This is a genomic window from Methanosarcina spelaei (genome assembly GCF_002287235.1).
In the GTDB taxonomy this organism is placed as follows: domain Archaea; phylum Halobacteriota; class Methanosarcinia; order Methanosarcinales; family Methanosarcinaceae; genus Methanosarcina; species Methanosarcina spelaei.
Map to the genome: position 1 here is coordinate 20,699 of NZ_LMVP01000002.1, position 16,966 is coordinate 37,664.

16 protein-coding genes are annotated in these 16,966 nt (G+C 40.3%); 7 read left to right on the forward strand and 9 right to left on the reverse strand.

The annotated features are described in order from the left end of the window. The first annotated feature begins 182 nt into the window (after window positions 1-182). From ASJ81_RS00445 to ASJ81_RS00465, 5 genes are all read left to right on the forward strand, one after another. Window positions 183-389, forward strand: coding sequence for a TRAM domain-containing protein (locus ASJ81_RS00445; RefSeq protein ID WP_048109740.1), 207 nt, complete (start codon window positions 183-185; stop codon window positions 387-389). A gap of 50 nt (window positions 390-439) precedes the next feature. Further along, window positions 440-646 carry a TRAM domain-containing protein gene (locus ASJ81_RS00450; RefSeq protein WP_011306043.1) on the forward strand — a complete coding sequence of 69 codons (207 nt, stop codon included), beginning with the start codon at window positions 440-442 and terminating at the stop codon, window positions 644-646. A gap of 55 nt (window positions 647-701) precedes the next feature. Then, window positions 702-908 (forward strand): TRAM domain-containing protein, encoded by a 207-nt coding sequence (locus ASJ81_RS00455; RefSeq protein ID WP_011033303.1) that lies wholly within the window; start codon window positions 702-704, stop codon window positions 906-908. A gap of 53 nt (window positions 909-961) precedes the next feature. Then, the gene (locus ASJ81_RS00460) at window positions 962-1,168 is read left to right on the forward strand and encodes a TRAM domain-containing protein (RefSeq protein WP_048109738.1); all 207 of its coding nucleotides are present in this window, start codon (window positions 962-964) and stop codon (window positions 1,166-1,168) included. 426 nt (window positions 1,169-1,594) lie between these two features. Further along, window positions 1,595-2,023 (forward strand): bactofilin family protein, encoded by a 429-nt coding sequence (locus tag ASJ81_RS00465; protein ID WP_095642742.1) that lies wholly within the window; start codon window positions 1,595-1,597, stop codon window positions 2,021-2,023. 197 nt (window positions 2,024-2,220) lie between these two features. Here ASJ81_RS00465 and ASJ81_RS22440 read toward each other — a convergent pair whose 3' ends face one another. The 4 genes from ASJ81_RS22440 to ASJ81_RS00485 all read right to left on the reverse strand — a co-directional run bounded on the left by ASJ81_RS22440 (window position 2,221) and on the right by ASJ81_RS00485 (window position 5,124). Continuing rightward, complete coding sequence (locus tag ASJ81_RS22440; RefSeq protein WP_095642743.1) at window positions 2,221-2,406, reverse strand: hypothetical protein; 186 nt, start codon at window positions 2,404-2,406, stop codon at window positions 2,221-2,223. A gap of 21 nt (window positions 2,407-2,427) precedes the next feature. Then, entirely contained in the window at window positions 2,428-3,192 is a 765-nt protein-coding gene (locus ASJ81_RS00475; protein ID WP_095642744.1) for an ABC transporter ATP-binding protein, read from the reverse strand. A 1-nt stretch (window position 3,193) separates the two neighbouring features. Beyond that, entirely contained in the window at window positions 3,194-3,982 is a 789-nt protein-coding gene (locus tag ASJ81_RS00480) for an ABC transporter permease (protein WP_095642745.1), read from the reverse strand. A gap of 134 nt (window positions 3,983-4,116) precedes the next feature. Beyond that, a complete protein-coding gene (locus tag ASJ81_RS00485) occupies window positions 4,117-5,124 on the reverse strand; it encodes an ABC transporter substrate-binding protein (protein ID WP_095642746.1) in 1,008 nt (335 codons plus the stop codon). Between the two features lie 659 nt (window positions 5,125-5,783). Here ASJ81_RS00485 and ASJ81_RS00490 point away from each other — a divergent pair. Continuing rightward, window positions 5,784-6,305, forward strand: coding sequence for a helix-turn-helix domain-containing protein (locus tag ASJ81_RS00490; protein ID WP_095642747.1), 522 nt, complete (start codon window positions 5,784-5,786; stop codon window positions 6,303-6,305). Between the two features lie 264 nt (window positions 6,306-6,569). Here the strand turns inward: ASJ81_RS00490 and ASJ81_RS00495 are convergent, their stop codons facing one another. The 5 genes from ASJ81_RS00495 to ASJ81_RS00515 all read right to left on the reverse strand — a co-directional run bounded on the left by ASJ81_RS00495 (window position 6,570) and on the right by ASJ81_RS00515 (window position 15,438). Then, entirely contained in the window at window positions 6,570-10,055 is a 3,486-nt protein-coding gene (locus ASJ81_RS00495) for an S-layer protein domain-containing protein (RefSeq protein WP_095642748.1), read from the reverse strand. A gap of 155 nt (window positions 10,056-10,210) precedes the next feature. Further along, window positions 10,211-11,236, reverse strand: coding sequence for a thiamine-phosphate kinase (gene thiL, locus ASJ81_RS00500; protein WP_095642749.1), 1,026 nt, complete (start codon window positions 11,234-11,236; stop codon window positions 10,211-10,213). A gap of 607 nt (window positions 11,237-11,843) precedes the next feature. Further along, window positions 11,844-12,626: an anaerobic ribonucleoside-triphosphate reductase activating protein gene (locus ASJ81_RS00505; protein ID WP_095642750.1), complete on the reverse strand. Its 783-nt coding sequence runs from the start codon at window positions 12,624-12,626 to the stop codon at window positions 11,844-11,846. Between the two features lie 49 nt (window positions 12,627-12,675). Continuing rightward, window positions 12,676-15,060, reverse strand: a complete 2,385-nt coding sequence (nrdD, locus tag ASJ81_RS00510; RefSeq protein WP_095642751.1) for an anaerobic ribonucleoside-triphosphate reductase — start codon at window positions 15,058-15,060, stop codon at window positions 12,676-12,678. A 123-nt stretch (window positions 15,061-15,183) separates the two neighbouring features. Continuing rightward, window positions 15,184-15,438 (reverse strand): glutaredoxin family protein, encoded by a 255-nt coding sequence (locus ASJ81_RS00515; RefSeq protein WP_095642752.1) that lies wholly within the window; start codon window positions 15,436-15,438, stop codon window positions 15,184-15,186. Between the two features lie 826 nt (window positions 15,439-16,264). Between ASJ81_RS00515 and radB the strand changes: the two genes are divergently transcribed. Beyond that, window positions 16,265-16,933, forward strand: coding sequence for a DNA repair and recombination protein RadB (radB, locus tag ASJ81_RS00520; RefSeq protein ID WP_245859644.1), 669 nt, complete (start codon window positions 16,265-16,267; stop codon window positions 16,931-16,933). The last annotated feature ends 33 nt before the right edge of the window (window positions 16,934-16,966 follow it).

Here is a 16,966-nt window from a genome sequence, read left to right on the forward strand (position 1 = left end):
GACTTATCCGAAGCTCTGTTGGGGATCAGTTAATCAAATAGATTAAGTAGAAAATAGATTAAGTAGAATGTGTACTTCCTGAATTTGGGTTTTCAAGTTTGGTTTGTTAAGTACTGCTTTTACTCTTTTCTGTCGATAGAGCTTTCTTAAGCTAATTAATAGAAGTTAAAGGAATGAATGTAATGTTTAAAGATGAACGTGCTCCTGTGCCCATTGAAGAGGGCGAAACCTACGATGTCACTATTCAGGATATTGCTCGCCAGGGAGACGGCATTGCCCGTATCGAAGGTTTTGTGGTTTTTGTCCCGAATACGAGTGTTGGCGATGAAGTCCAGATTAAGATCGAAAGAGTACTTCCCAAATTTGCATTTGCAAGCATTGTCGAGTAAATGTGGGAAATAAAGAATCACGTTGAAAGTAAATTAAAGGAATGGTTTTAATGTTTAGAGAAGAAAGTCGCTCAGTCCCTGTCGAAGAGGGCGAAGTTTACGATGTAACAATTCAGGACATTGCTCGTCAGGGAGACGGCATCGCTCGCATTGAGGGTTTTGTAGTCTTTGTCCCGGGCACCAAAGTTGGTGACGAGGTTCGGATTAAAGTCGAGAGAGTACTTCCCAAGTTTGCATTTGCAAGCGTTGTCGAGTAAATGCAGGAAAATAAAGTTACCACGTTAAATTCAGTAAGTTAAAGGAATGGTTTTCATGTTCAGAGAAGAAAGTCGCTCAGTCCCTGTCGAAGAGGGCGAAGTTTACGATGTAACAATTCAGGACATTGCTCGTCAGGGAGACGGCATCGCACGTATTGAAGGTTTTGTTATCTTTGTCCCGGGCACCAAAGTTGGAGACGAAGTCCGGATTAAAGTCGAAAGAGTTCTTCCCAAGTTTGCATTTGCAAGCGTTGTCGAGTAAATACAGGAAATAAATCATATCAACTTCAATTTAAGTCATTAGGAATGGTTTTCATGTTCAGAGACGAAAGTAGCTCTGTTCCTGTTGAAGAAGGCGAAGTTTACGATGTGACTATCCAGGACATCGCTCGTCAGGGAGATGGCATTGCTCGTATTGAAGGTTTTGTTATCTTTGTCCCAGGCACTAAAGTTGACGATAACGTCCGGATTAAAATCGAAAGGGTTCTTCCCAAATACGGTTTCGCCAGCCTCGTTGAATAAGCAGGATCATTTCAAACGAGAAAAACCGAGACTGAAAAATGATATCTATATCTAATTCTTCAGTCTCTTTTCCATTCACATACATTAATTACTCTCCGGATACTTTATTACCGGAATTATTTTTCTTATAATTCGCATTTTACTTTTATCGGTACTTTTATCCTGTTATTTCCTTTTCAGCTTATTTTTGATGTGGTTATGTTTCTCAGTTTACTTTGATAGGATTTATTTTTCGCTTATTTTTTAGCATGTAGTTTATGCTTTAGTTACTTGTTCATGGCGTCTGATAGTGAACATTCGATGCTGTTAAATAATAGATATTCAATCATACTTTGAAAATTCAATTAACAAATTTTTGTAAATGCCTTGCAGAATAAGTGTTTACTTTATATCTATAACCGGGAGAGTAGCCCGGAGTGATTTCCAATGATTAGTTTTATCAAGTACCACCCCAGGTCCAATACTTACGTTATTGAAAAACAAGCTTTTCTTGATGAGGATCTTACTCTGGATGGCAATGTAATTGTCGGGCAAGAAGTGAAGTTTTGGAAGAACCTCACAGTAACTGGCAGGCTTGAACTCGGAAAAGGTTCGGTTGTTAGAGGCAATGTAAAAGCCAGAAGTGCTCTTGTCTGTTCAAAGGCAAAAATTCTGGGTAACATAGAAACAATTTCTGAGCTTGTCCTTCTCGATAAAGCCAAAATAAGCGCCGCAGCCTGCCATGGGGATATCCGCGTCAGGCCGGGGTGCGTTATTGACTCCGTAAAAGCAGATGGTACGCTTGAAATTGTTGGAAAAGCTCTTGTCAGGAAAGTAGAGCCGTTAACGAAAGTGATTATTCGGGCTGAAGAATAATCGGGTTTTTCCAACAAGTATTTAACTTTTATTCTCTTTCTTATTCTCTTTTTCTCAGTTCTTTCTCTTTCTTATTCTTTTTTCTCAGTTTTTTCCCCTTTTATTTCAGTCGAATACCCCGCTAGCTTGCTGCGGGGATGGAAACTTCCCCGGTAACCGTTGATGACTATATAATTTATCAATTTCATTTTCGGTTGTTAACTTCTGATCAAACCAAACAGTTTGGGGTTATTACTTCCTTTAACGGAATTTTGAGCGGTGGCGCGAACATACCCCGTTGCTTGCAGCGGGGTGCGCCAGCGCAGCTTTGATTCTCTCTTCATATCTTTTTTCTCTTTCTTATTCTCTGCCTTTAGCACTGTAGATTTACTTAGTTTTTTCAAAATAGTACTTTACCTGGTACTTTACCTGTGGAACCTTTCTTCTTCCAGAAGTTTCAAGACACGATCCCTCAAAAGGTTAACCTCGTGACTTGTCCTGGAGCGTGGGCGAGGAAGGTCTACTTTTACAATCTCTTTTATTCTTCCCGGTCTTGCGGTCATGACCACTATCTTATCCGAGAGAACAACTGCTTCATCCACACTATGAGTTACGAAAAGGAATGTCACATGTTTTTGTTCCCATATCTTCAGGAGTTCATCCTGGAGGATATTTCTAGTTTGGGCATCCAGGGCTCCAAAAGGCTCGTCCATAAGAAGGACTTCGGGTTCATTGGCAAGGGCTCGTGCAATGGCTGCACGCTGTTGCATACCTCCGGAAAGCTCATATGGGTAACTGCTTTTGAACTGCTCCAGGCCCACAAGGTCTATATATTTCTCCACCTGCTTCCTGGCTTCAGTCTTACTGATTCCCTGCATTTCAAGCCCAAAAGTAATATTATCGATAACTGTTCTCCAGGGAAATAATGAATATTGCTGAAACACCATTCCTCTTTTAGGGTCCGGGCCCGTTATAGGAACTCCATTGAGTGTAATTTCTCCTGAAGTCTGGGTTTCAAGCCCTGCAATTATACGGAGCAGAGTGGTTTTTCCACAGCCAGAGGGCCCCAGAAGGCAGATAAACTCCCCATCTTCAACATCAAAGCTCACTTGGTGTAGAGCTTCCATACTACCATTATCTTCTTTTTTAGTAAAGATACGTGAAACATTTTTTACATTTACTCTGCCCATCTTATACCACAGTTCCTGATGTCCATCTCAGTAGTTTTGCGTCTACATAATACCTGAAGAAACGGTCAATTAATAGACCCATGAACCCCAATATGAGCATGTAAACGAGTACAACATCCATTCTGTGCAGGTAATAATAGTGCCAGATCTGGTATCCAAGTCCCCTATCGCTGACTCCGAACATCTCTGCAGCAACAAGACACATCCAGCCTACACCCATGGCAACTCTTATTCCTGAAACAATTGAAGGCATAGCTGAGGGGATCGCAATAAAACGTATGAGATCTATATTTCGGGTACAACCAAGAACCTTTGCCGCTTCGACGTAAACTTTCGGCACACTTTTGAAACCTGTATACGTATTGATAATAATAGGAAAGATCATTCCTATAAATATGACAAAACCTGCAGCCTGATGTGTAAGCCCAAACCACACGATTGCAAATGGGATCCAGGCAAGAGGAGGAATAGGACGCAATATCTCAATTATAGGGTCAATTGCCTGATTTGCTTTTTTGAACCATCCCATAGATATTCCAAGAGGAATTCCAATTATAAACGCAGCAACAATGCCAATTGAAAAGTGAAGTAAACTTGTCAATATATCCGTAAAAATTAGTCCACTTTTCACTATGGTAAAGAAAGCTCTCATTACATCATAAAAACTTGGCAGAAGAAACGTGTCATGCACGACCTTATCTGCCACAATCTGCCATATCGCGACTGCGGTTATGAGAGAGAGTACCTCAATACCTTTTTCTTCTATTGTTTTTATGAAATTCATTTTCATGTCTCTAATAAAAGAATCTTTACTTTTTTATCCTTCCGGCAGTTTTATTTCCATAAAAAATAAGGGTTCAAATTGCCTTTTTGAAATAGAGGCAGTTAAACACCTTTCTAATTTATGTTTTTGTTTATCCTTTCTTATTTTCCACTGACAGCTTTATCATAGAAGCTAGTGTCAAAGATATCATCCTTTGTCAGAGTTTTTGAGATGTATCCAAGATCATACTGAGTTTTCGAATAATTAACAGTTGAGTCTTCAACGAGTGATGGATCTGTAATCCAGGCTCCGTCCCATTCTTTTAAGGATGTCTTTACAGTTTCAAGATCAACTGAAGTCTTATTCGAGAAAATCTGGGCGGCTTCATCCATATGCGCATTATTATACTCTGTTGCGTTAATATGCGTCTTTATAATTTGTTCCACAATATCTGGATGCTCCTTTATGAGTTTTCCACTAACTACGAGTACACAGCAGGCATGGTTTGGATCCATCTGTCCGGATTTCACAACAGTACGTCCAGCGCCCTGTTTTTCGATAACTGTAGGGGATGGTTCAGGTAGGAAGGCAGCGTCAACAGCCGGTTTGCCTGAGGTATTGGCTGAGATAGCGGTAATGGCATCTCCAGCAGTCATTGGACGAATTGACACATCTTTATCAGGGTCAAGCCCATTTTTCTTGAGCCATTCTCTGAGTACTGTATCCTGAATTGTTCCTGGTGGGTAGGTAGCAATGGTACGTCCCTTTAGGTCTTTAGGACTTTCATATTTGTATTCAGACCTGAGTACAAGACTTGAGCCGTTTATCTGCACAGGTGCAACAATCTTTGCATCAACGCCTTGACTGATGGCTGTAATAACAGGAGCTGCTCCAACATAGGCTACATCTATATCTCCAGTCTTCAGAGCTACCATTTCAGGATCTCCTGTAGGGAAAGATTTCTCTGTAATATCTTTAACTCCATAAGATGCAAGATCTTGTTTCCACCATCCTTTTTCAGCTGCTGTCATATATGCGATCTGATGGGTGCTTGGTTGATAGCCAAATTTCAGTTCGGTGACATTGCTCTTATCATTAGATGCGCATCCAGATACGAAAATTGATGCGACTAGCAGTAAAACAAGTACAATTATGCTTAATTTCTTCAAAGTTTCACCTCGATACTCTTAGAACTGGTAATAATCTTATTGATAATTATTCATGTACTGATAATTACTTATATTACTGACAATTATTCCTATATTAACAATAGTCCATATACTGATATTGATCCATATAATGGTAACCTAAGTTCCGCATTTTTAGGCGCATAAGTGTCTCCTGATATCGGAGTATGCGCTTAAGTTTAAGCACATAATATTTGTAGCAGAATTTCAAAATCGTGGTCTTCTGACCTCGCAGATTCTCATTACTACATATATGCGCTTAAATTTTGGGAACTAAGGTGGTAACTTTCATAACTTAAAATGGCATCTTAAAATGTCGTTTTTTGGAAGCGTGTCCTCCTATTAAAAAATCAACAAGTTTCTAGTTTTTTTGTCAGCTTTCCATAAACTATCCATAAACTCTTTTACAATAAAGTTTATTTTTCTTCAGATAAGAATCCTGGTAAAAATAAAAAATAAATACCTAACGGTGTATTAATATTTTTACACTCCCTATATATAATCTCTCAAAGAAGCCTTGATTATATCCCAAATGTATTAATATATCTGGATATATTTTCTCATTAAGGACTAATTTCCTGTGAAATGTAGATTATTTTCCGTTGTAAAAATTCTTTACGGAATTTAAAAGGTCGAATTTTATGAATGTTGCAGACAAAGTTATCAAATCCGCATTCGAGTCAGATGAGGTTTTTCAAAAAACGCTTTCCACTGTAATAAAGGAGGATCTTAATCTTACTGCAGTGGATTTCGCCAAAAAAGCAAATATCCCTCCGAGTACCCTTTACAAAATCCTGTCAGGGAACCGGGATCCCAATATTAAAACTCTCCGTCAGATCGTGAAAACCATCCGTGATATTAAAGAAACAGATAGTGGAGATTTTATAGCTGTGATTGCAACTCGCTCAGTGCTTGATAACATCGTAGAAACAAAGAAAAAGATAGCTGGTAGGCTAGTCACAATCAGGGAATACTCGGCAACCTCAATGGAAGAAGCCATAATAGCAGCCGTTAACGCTGAAAGGGATGGAGCAAAAGCCCTTGTTTGCGCTCCTATAGTGAGCCCTACAGTGGAAAAAATCCTCAATATTCCAGTAACAACCATTATCCCGAAGAACAGCCTTATAGATGCCATTGAGCTTGCGCTCAAAAAGATGGAGTAAAACTACATCTAGCGCTAGAAATAAATGCTGCTTCGTGTGGAACAAAAAATTTCTTAAAGTTAAAAACACAGAATATCTGTCAGCAAAACTCTGAAAGACTGCTGAACTTAAACCAAGTTTGAATAGTTTTTAAAAATAGGAAAAATCCGCGTTTTGAGGTTAACGCGGGAATTCTAAGTCTTATTCTTTTATTTCTGAATTTTTTATCTCTGAGTTTTTTATCTCTGAGTTTTTTATCTCTGAGTTTTTTATTTTCCTACCGCTTTATTTTTTGGATTTTATCGAGTTAGTAAGCTCCTTTATCTGCTCAGATAGTTTTTCCATGTTTCCGCCACCCTTTGTAAAATAATAAGCAGCTCCACCAATTATTAACAGGGCAATGAGTCCAAGAGCGTAGAACAGTAAGGAAGACTTTTCTTTTACATTGTAGGTTGCGGTTTCTCCTCCAATTTCTACCGTGTAATTTCCTGGTACTTCTTCTACGTGCTCAAAGGTTACAGTAGTATTGTTCCCAATGCCCAGGGAAACATCTTTTGAGTCGCTTACGTTTCCGTTAATAAGCAACTTTACACTTTCGTTTCCTGCAGCATTGCCTGTGTTTCCTAGGTTAACTGAGATTGTTGCGTTCTTTCCTGCACTTACCTCTAAAGGATTGATTACCAGGTTTGAGTATTTGAAGGTAGCTTCAAGGTCTTTTACTTTTACGTTTACTTCCTGGTCCTCAAATCCTTCCTTTGTTACATCCAATTCAAAATTGCCACTTTTATCTGTCTTGTAGGTGATTTTTCCGCTGGAATCTGTTTTACCAATGACGGTTCCATCAATCGATACGTCTGCACCCTCAATTGGGTCACCACCGATCGCTTTGACAATCTCAATGTTCAGGGTATCTCCAACATAAACTGTCTCAGGTGAAACGGTAATTACCATTTCTCCTTTCGGAGCACTGACGTTAATATTTTTGTTTGCAGTTTTATAGTCGTCCTTTTCTGCAGTTATTTTGAAGGTACCGACATCTTTGGCTGTATATTCAACGACTCCACCATCATCGGTTTCGCCTATACTACTGTCGTTAACCGAAACATTAGCGCCTGCTATAGACTTATTGCCAGCAGTTACTTCGATATTAAACGTATCTCCGGCATAGATCTTATCAGGCACATCTATTTTCAGTGAGTTGTTGTCATTTCCATTACCTCCAGTTTCAACACTCACGAAGGGGTAGAATCTGAGAGTATTGTCATCAGCAGTCTTGAAACTGATATTGCCCATTATTTCAGTAGTCTCATCCTTGTCAAGCCCGATATCATCATCGTTTTTCATTGTAATGCCGCTTTCAGAGACACCGGTGACTTCCATCTCTCCAAAAGTATCTCCATTATTGATTTCGGTGTACTGGTCCGAAATTTGGAAAAGACCCTGTATGAATACGGCAGAATTTTCATTTCCTTGAAAAACCGAACCGATATGAGCAATGATTATGGGCACATCTTCTGCTTTTCCAAGATCAGTCTTATAGACATAGTCATCGCCCGATTGGAGGAATGCCTCATCTACTACATCACCATCTTTTTCAAGCTGGACCCTGACAGATTTTCCATTGATATCTACTTCCACGATATTCAAAGAATAACCATCTTCAAGGGTAAGGGCAGAACCCGAATCCATAGACTTTTTGTCGTCGTTGTCGGTAAGGACTTTACAGAGAATATTGTTCGAAAGAAGGCTCACATCATCAACAGACCCATTAACAGAGTCATCAGTGTATCCGGCAAAGTACTTGTCTGCCATGAAACCAATAACTGTGAAATTGCCCCATTTTTTGTGATCAAAATCAACAGCCTGAGGTGTGGACTTGTAAACTAGTTTATCTGAAGGTATATTCCTGTCTTTAAGCTCTTCCACTGTAAGGTTTTCAGTCCCGATTCCTTCGTCTATGTTGTAATAGAAACCTTCAAAGTTAAGGGGTGTCCAGCTAGGGGGTGAGTTACCATTAATGTCCCTGTCATAGACAGTCCCACGCAGCTCGTATTCACCAGCTTCCGAGGTGTCAAGAGTCGGGGCAAAGCGCAGTGTGTTATCATCAGCTACCTGAAGCTGTATTTTACCCATAAGGTCTACAGTATCTCCCTTATCAAGTCCGACGCTATCATCATTCTCCATCTTTATTTCACTGCTACTTACGGAAGTTACTTTCATTTCCCCAAAGGTATCTCCATTACTGACTTCGGTGTACTGGTCCGAAATTTGGAAGAGACCCTGTATGAATACGGCAGAATTTTCATTTCCTTGAAAAACCGAACCGATATGAGCAATGATTATGGGCACATCTTCTGCTTTTCCAAGATCAGTTTTATAGACATAGTTCTCGCCTGATTGGAGGAATGCCTCGTCTACTACATCGCCATCTTTTTCAAGCTGGACCCTGACAGATTTTCCATTGATATCCACTTCCACGATATTCAGGGAATATCCTTCTTCGAGAACAAGTGAATCTCCTGCATTTGCTGATTTTTTATCGTCACTGTCTATGAGAATCTTGGAAAGAATACCTTCGGAAATGGGACTAATGTCATCGTCTATAACCGTGGAATTTTCAGTATACCCTGCGAAGTATTTCTCTGCCATGAAGCCGATTATCTGGTACGAACCCCATGCATTGTACTCAAAATCAGTTTTGGTAGGTTTTGTGGAGTACTCAATGTTTTCTGATTTTATGCTTCTATCTATATCCTTAATGGTCATCTCTTCTGAGGATACTCCGGAATCAAGGTCATAATAGAAGCCTGAGTAACTCTGGGCAGTCCATGTGTAAGTTTCTGGCATTCCCTCTTCCCATATTCTGTTCCCAGTTGAATTGTCTGTAGATCCGACGGTCACAGTCCATGTTTTTGTCGATGAATTATAAGCGCCGTTGGGATCACTGATCACTGCTTTGAGGGTATAATTTCCTGCACTGTCTTCTTCAAAGTCATATGAAGAAGAGGTTACACTTCCATCCTTTTTCTTTGATTCGTCACCAACAAGCCACTCAACATTAACATTCTGGTTATCCGTGCTGGAATTGACTTTGAAAGTTTTAGACACTCCTTTATCGACTGAAACAGTTCCTTCGGAGGGGTCAAGATTAACAGATAATCCTCCGGTAGTTGGCATTTTCCATGTCCAGGATTTTGATTCTGCACTGCCATTTTCATTTTCTGCATTCACTTTAATTGTATGCGTACCCTGTGTTGCAGAAGTGTTGGTATATGATGCCTCAGTGACAGACTCATTTTTCTGAACCTGGACATCATCAACATACCATGTCACGTTTGATGTAGGGCTAACAGTTGCAGTAAACTTTCTTGATTCTCCTATGTTATTGTTAACCGTTGGTGATGAAGGAGTAGATAATGTGATCACCGGTACGTTTGATCCTCCGGTTACACTCCAGGTTCTATTATCTCCAGTTGACTGAACAGTCGCTTTAACATTGTATGTACCTTGATTAACGGTGTGATTGAGGGTAGAGGTATTTGTTGCACTATCATACGATGTTTGGGAAACAGTGCTTCCGTCAACCTGCCAGTCAATAGTTGCTGACTCGTTTGTTTGAATGCTAAAATCTTGAGTCTCGCCGACTATCTTATTGACAGTCGCATTCTCTCCAGGCACTGCTGCTATTATGCTCGGGGCTGCAGCTGCAGTTCCGCAAAATAGACCTAGCACCAGAATTGCTGTAAATATCTGTAAACTAGTTTTTTTCATGTTCTATCCTTCTGAACCTTGTGCATAAATTATTATGAGTTTAGTCAGTTTATTCTGACATTTGATCTATTTTTGTAAACTTTCGGGCTTAAACCAAGAGTTCTTTATTTTCATCTTTCTAATCCAGGCTTCTGTTTCACGGGGGTAATTTACCTTTAATCAGTGGATCTATCAACAGCTTTAGCTTTTAACTGCTGGTATCCTCTTTGCTCTATAGTTATAAGCTTGCATTCCGGGGATTCGAGTACAATGCCTGCTTCATACTTTGTACATTCTCCTATAACGACTAAGTTACATATATTTTGTACTTTTTTGATCTTTTGCGGGTTAACTGTAATAAGAAGTTCAAAGTCTCCACCTGTGTAAAGAGCAAACTCCCTCAGTTTATCCGGGTTTAAAGCAAATTCACGGACCTCCTTGAGGATAGGAAGGGCACTTTCTCTGATCCTGAAGCCTACATGACTCTGCCTGGAGAGATCATAAAGGGACATCGCAAGGCCGTCACTTGTATCCATCATGGATGTGACTGCTCCTGACTCTGCAAGTATCCTTGCTTCTTTCGTGCGCGGGACAGGCTCAAAAAGTGCTTTTAGAATGTTTTCACTTACTTGTTTTCTTGACTGAAGGGCTTCCAGAGCTACTCCGGCCGATCCTGTATATCCAGTGACACAGACAAGATCACCTAGTCTTGCTCCGCGCCGAAGAAGGAGCTGGCTTTTTTTTACCCTGCCAAGTGCCGTTCCTGTAATTGTCAGTTCTGCATGTGTATCAAGATCGCCTCCGATTATCGCAGTTCCGCAGAATTCGGCGCATGCCTGCATACCTTTTGCAAGGGATACAACAAAAGCAGTTTCGGTATCAACTGGCATTCCAATTGCCATAACAAGTCCTGTGGGCTCTGCACCCATGGCTGCGATGTCACTGAAGTTTACGGCTGCTGACATCCAGCCTATTTGCCAGGGTGTCATCTCTTCCGGGAAATCAGTAGTCCTGTGCAGCATATCGGTAGTAACAACCAGGCAGTCTTCACCTTTCAGGTCAATGACGGCGCAGTCATCCGAACCTGCGCCTATAAGGATTCCTTCCTGTTCTTTCTCCCTGCCATCAGATGTTTTGAAAATCTCCGATAAAATGGAGATTAGAGCGCGCTCTCCAACTGAAGATACTCTTGTGTTTTTCATGGTCTTTTTTGAAAATGTTAATTCTTGTTTTCTTTTCTATAAATAAATGCATTATGTGAGCCAAAAAACACTGAGTTCCTCTCCTTTATTTAATTTGTGTAACATGTAAAGTTACACAAAAATTACAACAGTCTTCTCAGAATCATTTTCAGCATTGGATGATATATTTTTCTAAAAATTCTACTTCTTTCCACTAGCATTGAATTAACAAATTTTCTTAAATAAATTTCTTAAAGGCTTCACATTTTCATTTTATCTCTAGGAATGTATAAGACTTTTGTAAACTTCAAATTCATTTGAACTTAAAGCATTGTTTTCTGTAGGACTCTAAAAGAGAATATTTTACACTTTATTCGCGTTTCGGACAAAAAAAGAAAAGTACAAGAAGAAAAAACAATCTCATATCAATACAGTCTCATATCAATACAGTCTCATATCAATACAGTCTCATATCAATACAATCTCATATCAATACAATCTCATATCAATAATACAATCTCATATCAATACAGTCTCATATCAATACAGTCTCATATCAATACAGTCTCATATCAATAAACATCAGATAAGATTAGACAAACCAGACTCTGGATTCTGTCAGGTTCGGTCATACAGAGCTAGAGATTATTTCTTCTCCGCTTTCTTTTGTTCTTATCCTCACATTTTTCAGAAACCTTTTTGCAATTTTACCGAGTTCATATAGTTCTTCCCTTTCCAGAACCCGCAGCTCTCTTAAATTTTCCTGCAAACTATGTTCCGGAATCCCCTGCTGCAGTACATAGGTAAGTTCCTCGTTCTTCATATGTTTCGAGATCCAGGCAGCTATGCTGGTAATTTCTTCCTTGCTTCCTATAAAATCTCTAATTAATGTCGTCCGAAGCTCCAGTTCCAAGTCACAGGAGTCTGCAATTTCAAGCGTTTTTATTATAGATGCAGTAACTTGTTCAGGCTTTTTTTTCACTGATTCATATTCTTCGAAGCCCGTAATTTTACCATAAAGTTCGGGATCATCCGGAGGAGCTTTTATATCGATAAAAAATTTATCAACCAGCTTTCGTTTAACCATTTCGCTTGCTGTTTCAGGATAGTAGCCGTTTGTATGAACCCCAATTGAAAGCCCCATTTCTCTTGCAAACTCCGCAAGAGGCACAATTGCTTTCTGCATCAAAGGTTCCCCTCCTGAAAATACAACTGCACTCACAAAGGGTTTTGATTCTTTAATCTGCTCTTGTACGAATTCCAATTTTACAAGGTTAAGTCCCTGGAGGTAGGGATGGTTCTGGCAGTAGGGGCAGCGAAGGGGGCATCCCCTAAAAAAGATAGTAACTGCAGCCCTCCCTCTCCAGTCCACGGTCGAAAGAGGGACAGTACCTGCGTAGTTTACTTTCATGGCCTACCGTTCTCACGCCTTTACGTATAATAAAAGGGTTAAGGGACCCTTACCTGAGTTCCCTTGTGCTGTATCGCTTTCTGTCCAGAAGTTCCTGACGTTTGCCTTTGTTCCAGCCTTCGACCGACTGAAGGTATCCTGTAATCCTTGAGAGGTGCTGCACATTTTCGGACTTACACTTCGGGCATCTATCCAGCAGCCCATCGGCTACGTATCCTTCATCGGTGCATACGGTCATATCCTTGGTAAAGGCAAAGTAACCTGTCTGGGTGTTCTTTGCTATATGCATGGCAAGCTCCTGAAGGCCGTCAGGATCGGGCTGTCCTTCTCCAAGCCAGACATGCATGATATTTCCGCCGTCCACAATCGGGAAGAAAGTATGTTCATACTTTATCCTTTCAGGCAGAGATATATCTGCATTAACTGGAACATGAGTCCCGTTAGTATAGTAGATTGGCAGGTCATGCGTCTGGTTCAACTCACTCTTTGCGGCCTCTAAATTCCCTTTAATTGTAAATTCGGCCTTGTCGGCATACTCTTTATGCAGGAGGTCCGAGACTGCAAAGCGCTGGGCTGTCGTTTCTGCAGGCGTTCTTGCAAGAGCAATCTCCATACCATTTTCATTTGAAAGCTTTTGAGCGTGCATTTTCATTTCAAACATAGTTCTGATAGCAAGCTTATAAGCAGCAGGAGACTCGTGGATCTGATAGCCTGTATGGTACTGGACCATTTCATTGATTCCTACTACTCCGATAGTATAGACAAGGCTTTCGAAGTCCACAGCTATAGCCCCTTTTTCCTCTGTCCCAGGATCTTTGGGACACTGGGCTGCAAAGGGAATTCTGTTCTTCTTGATCAGACTATTCATCCATCTACGTTTGATCTTGAAAACTTCCACTCCCTGATTCATCAGGGTCTTTAGCTCATTGAAAAGTTTTTCATCATTATGTTCAGCTCTGTATGCGACCCTTGGGCAGTTTAAAGATAGGACCATCCATGAGCCCATTGAAAAGTGTTTTCCGTCCTTGAAATGAAGTTTATCATCGAACTCTTTATCATCAGTAGGATTTGCAGAAAACTGATACGCACAACATTGATAACACGAAATCCCTTCTCCTGCTCCTCTGTACTCAGGAAGCTGGTTATCAAAGTAAGGAGTCCCGAATTTAGCAGCCAGCTCAAAGGTCATCCTGTACAGCTCTTTATAAGTCGGAAGCTCAGGGTGAGCTCTATTGAATTCTTTGTCTTCTTCCATAAAGTCAGGTTCAATGGAGATTTCGGGTTTTGGGAAGCTGAAAGGCTTGCCCCAGGCATCTCCTTCAAGCATAACATCCATAAGAGCCTTGAACCCGAGACGGACTTCTTTTTCAAATTCTCCATAAGTTCTGAGAGGAGCCTTCTTTCCGTCCCAAACTTTACCCATAGCGACAATAGGAATGTTTCTCCAGAGCTTCGGAATCCCGGGAGAAAGCTGAACAGATGAAAAGACAGTCTGTCCGCCTCTTGCACACATCATCTGCATCATCTCATAGACGAACATCTGCATAAGTTGTTTTATCTCGGTTTCAGACTTGCCTTCAAGATAGGGAGCCATAAAAGTCAGAAAATTGTAAAAACCCTGCCCGCCTGCAAAATTTGTCTGAGCTGAACCCATAGCTTTTACAGCATGAAGGAAAGCTACTTCAGCATTCTTTGCAGGTTTTGCCACGCTTGATTGAGTTCCTACTCCGTCAGGCATGAGCCCATAGTAAAAAAAGTAACGTAGATCCCAGTCCTGGCAAAATGGTCTTGTACCCATATATTCAAGATCATGGATATGAAAATCTCCATTAAGGTGAAGGTCGGCAAGTTCTTTTGGCATCAGAAGGAGATTTTGCTCTTTGGACATTTTGTCGGCTTTTCTTTTATGTGAGGTCTCGGCGTTATTCAGCTGGTTTGCGTTATCATTTGCTTCAAAGCCGTAACCAGTATCGATTTCATAGGCGTCGTAGACCGAGGCTCCGACTCTGGTCATTATGTTTCTCCATTCAACATGCCCTCTGTCAAGCAGAATATTGTTTACTATTTCCCGGATAAGAGGACCTGAGAGAAACTTAAGATTCATCTTTTTAATGATCTTTTCTGCATCCTTCGCAATCTCAATAGCTTCTTCTTTTGTGATTGAGGGTTTATTATAGAAAACTTCGCTTAATTTTGTTTCTTTCAGAAGCTGGTTTACAATGATGTTTCTATCCCAGTTAAGAATGAAACCATCTGTCGTCCTTACCTTTGGAAGAGGGGAAACAGACAGCCCGTCAAGGGTTTTTTGCACTGGCTGGTTATCAGATAACTGGTCGTTTTTGGGGAGAGGAGAGACGGACAATTCTTCAAGCGTCTTTTGGGCTGATTGGTTGTCAGATAACTGGTAATCTGGTAAGAGAATCTCGCTTGTCATTTTCTCATCTTCAGTGATTGTCTTAATTTTTCAGTGATTGTCTTAATAATAGAGTTTAATAATGAATTTGAAGAAATATTCATTTATTTTTAATTTCAGACCTTTATTATCACAGGATTTTCTTCATCGCAGGATTTCCTGGATTTTTTCAGGGTTTACTTCTCCCCCACTGAAGATTTCCTCGTGCGTAAGGAATGTATCATTGATCTGTAAAACAGGCGCTGTCACTGTGAAGACTCCGTTGAAACGCAGTTCCGTTAGAGCTTCGGGGGTAGACATGTCGGCTACCTCAAAAGCGACTGAGTGTGCCTCCAGGAAAGTTTTTAATTTATTGCATTTCGGACAGCGTTCCGTTGTGTATATGATTATTTTTGCCATGCTTTACGTCCCTCTGATTTTACTCTAATTTTTAATCTGATTTTTAGCTACCTTTTCTTGCATAGGGCTTGCTTCGTTCTTACACTCGTCCATACATCTCATATTTATTTCTATTGTATTCGGGGTGAGCGCGCAGGTACAGAGCGCACTACAGCATAAAACAAAGCCCCACATGGGTTACCATTCCTCAGCTAACCCTTATAGTCCCTACAAATGTGCCTTTTCAAATATCAGTCAGCAATATCGGAAAGGGGTACGGCTTCTAAAAAGTTCCCCTTTATATTGTTTTTTTCATTCTATTAAATGAAAATGACCTTTATTTTGAGGTAAATATTCTAAATGCTATTTCACTTAATAATCGTTTTTCAACTCAGCTCTGAATACAATAATCCTTTTGTCTGGATACAATAACACCCTTTTTTTGTATACAAAGACTCTCTCTTTGTTACCAAATCTGGTAATAAATTTAAGGACTCCTGCTTTTGCAAAACTGCCATCTTTGGTTAAATCATTTCACGCACGGACGGCTTTAAGGAATATCCGCAGATGATTTGCCGGGTACAGGTACGGCTAACATGTATAAGGAATTATTCCTCGAAACTTTACAAAATATTACCAAAATATCCTTTTCATTTTCACTACTCTTATGAAATCTTTTAATTCTTAGCAAGGTTGAGGACCTATACCCGAGCATTTCTTTTATATCCCCTTATCTTTTCTATTCCTCTTAGAAAATCTTTAATTTTCCTGGAACGGTTGAAAACCATAAAAAAACGTTATATCATGGGTCAGTTATATTGATCAAGTACAAAAGAGGTGTCATTTCATAGAGAAATTATTATCTTCCGGCTGCAAGCCCCTTGACGAACTTCTGGAAGGAGGCTTCGAGAAAGGGATTGTGACTCAAATCTTCGGACCTGCAGGAACCGGGAAAACAAATATCTGCATTCAGCTTGCAGTGGAATGCGTAAAACAAGGGCAGAGAGTCATCTTCATAGATACCGAAGGGCTTTCTCCTGTCCGTTTCAAACAAATTGCAGGGGAAAACGCAAAAGAAATAGCCAGAAGCATAATTATCTATGAACCCCTGAATTTTGAGGAACAATATGCGGCCGTAAGAGAGGTGGAGAAAATAGCTAGTGAGAATATCGGTCTGGTGATCCTGGATTCTGCAACCTCATACTACAGGTTCGAGCTTGAAGACGATGAGACAGGCATGAAAAGCCGCAGAGAACTTGCTAGCCAGATAGGATTTTTGCATGCTCTTGCCCGCAAATACGGTTTTGTTGCAGTCATAACTAATCAGGTGTATTCCGATATTACCTCAGGAGGGGTGCGCCCGCTTGGTGGTAGTTCTCTGGAACACATTTCAAAGACGATTATCCAGCTTGAAAAAACTGGCGAAGGAACCAGACGTGCCATTCTGTATAAACATCGGTCCTGCCCGGAAGGTTCGAGTGCAGAATTTAGAATTACAGCCGAAGGTATTCGCTAAACTGAGAAAATTCGTTAAGTCGAAGAAATTCGT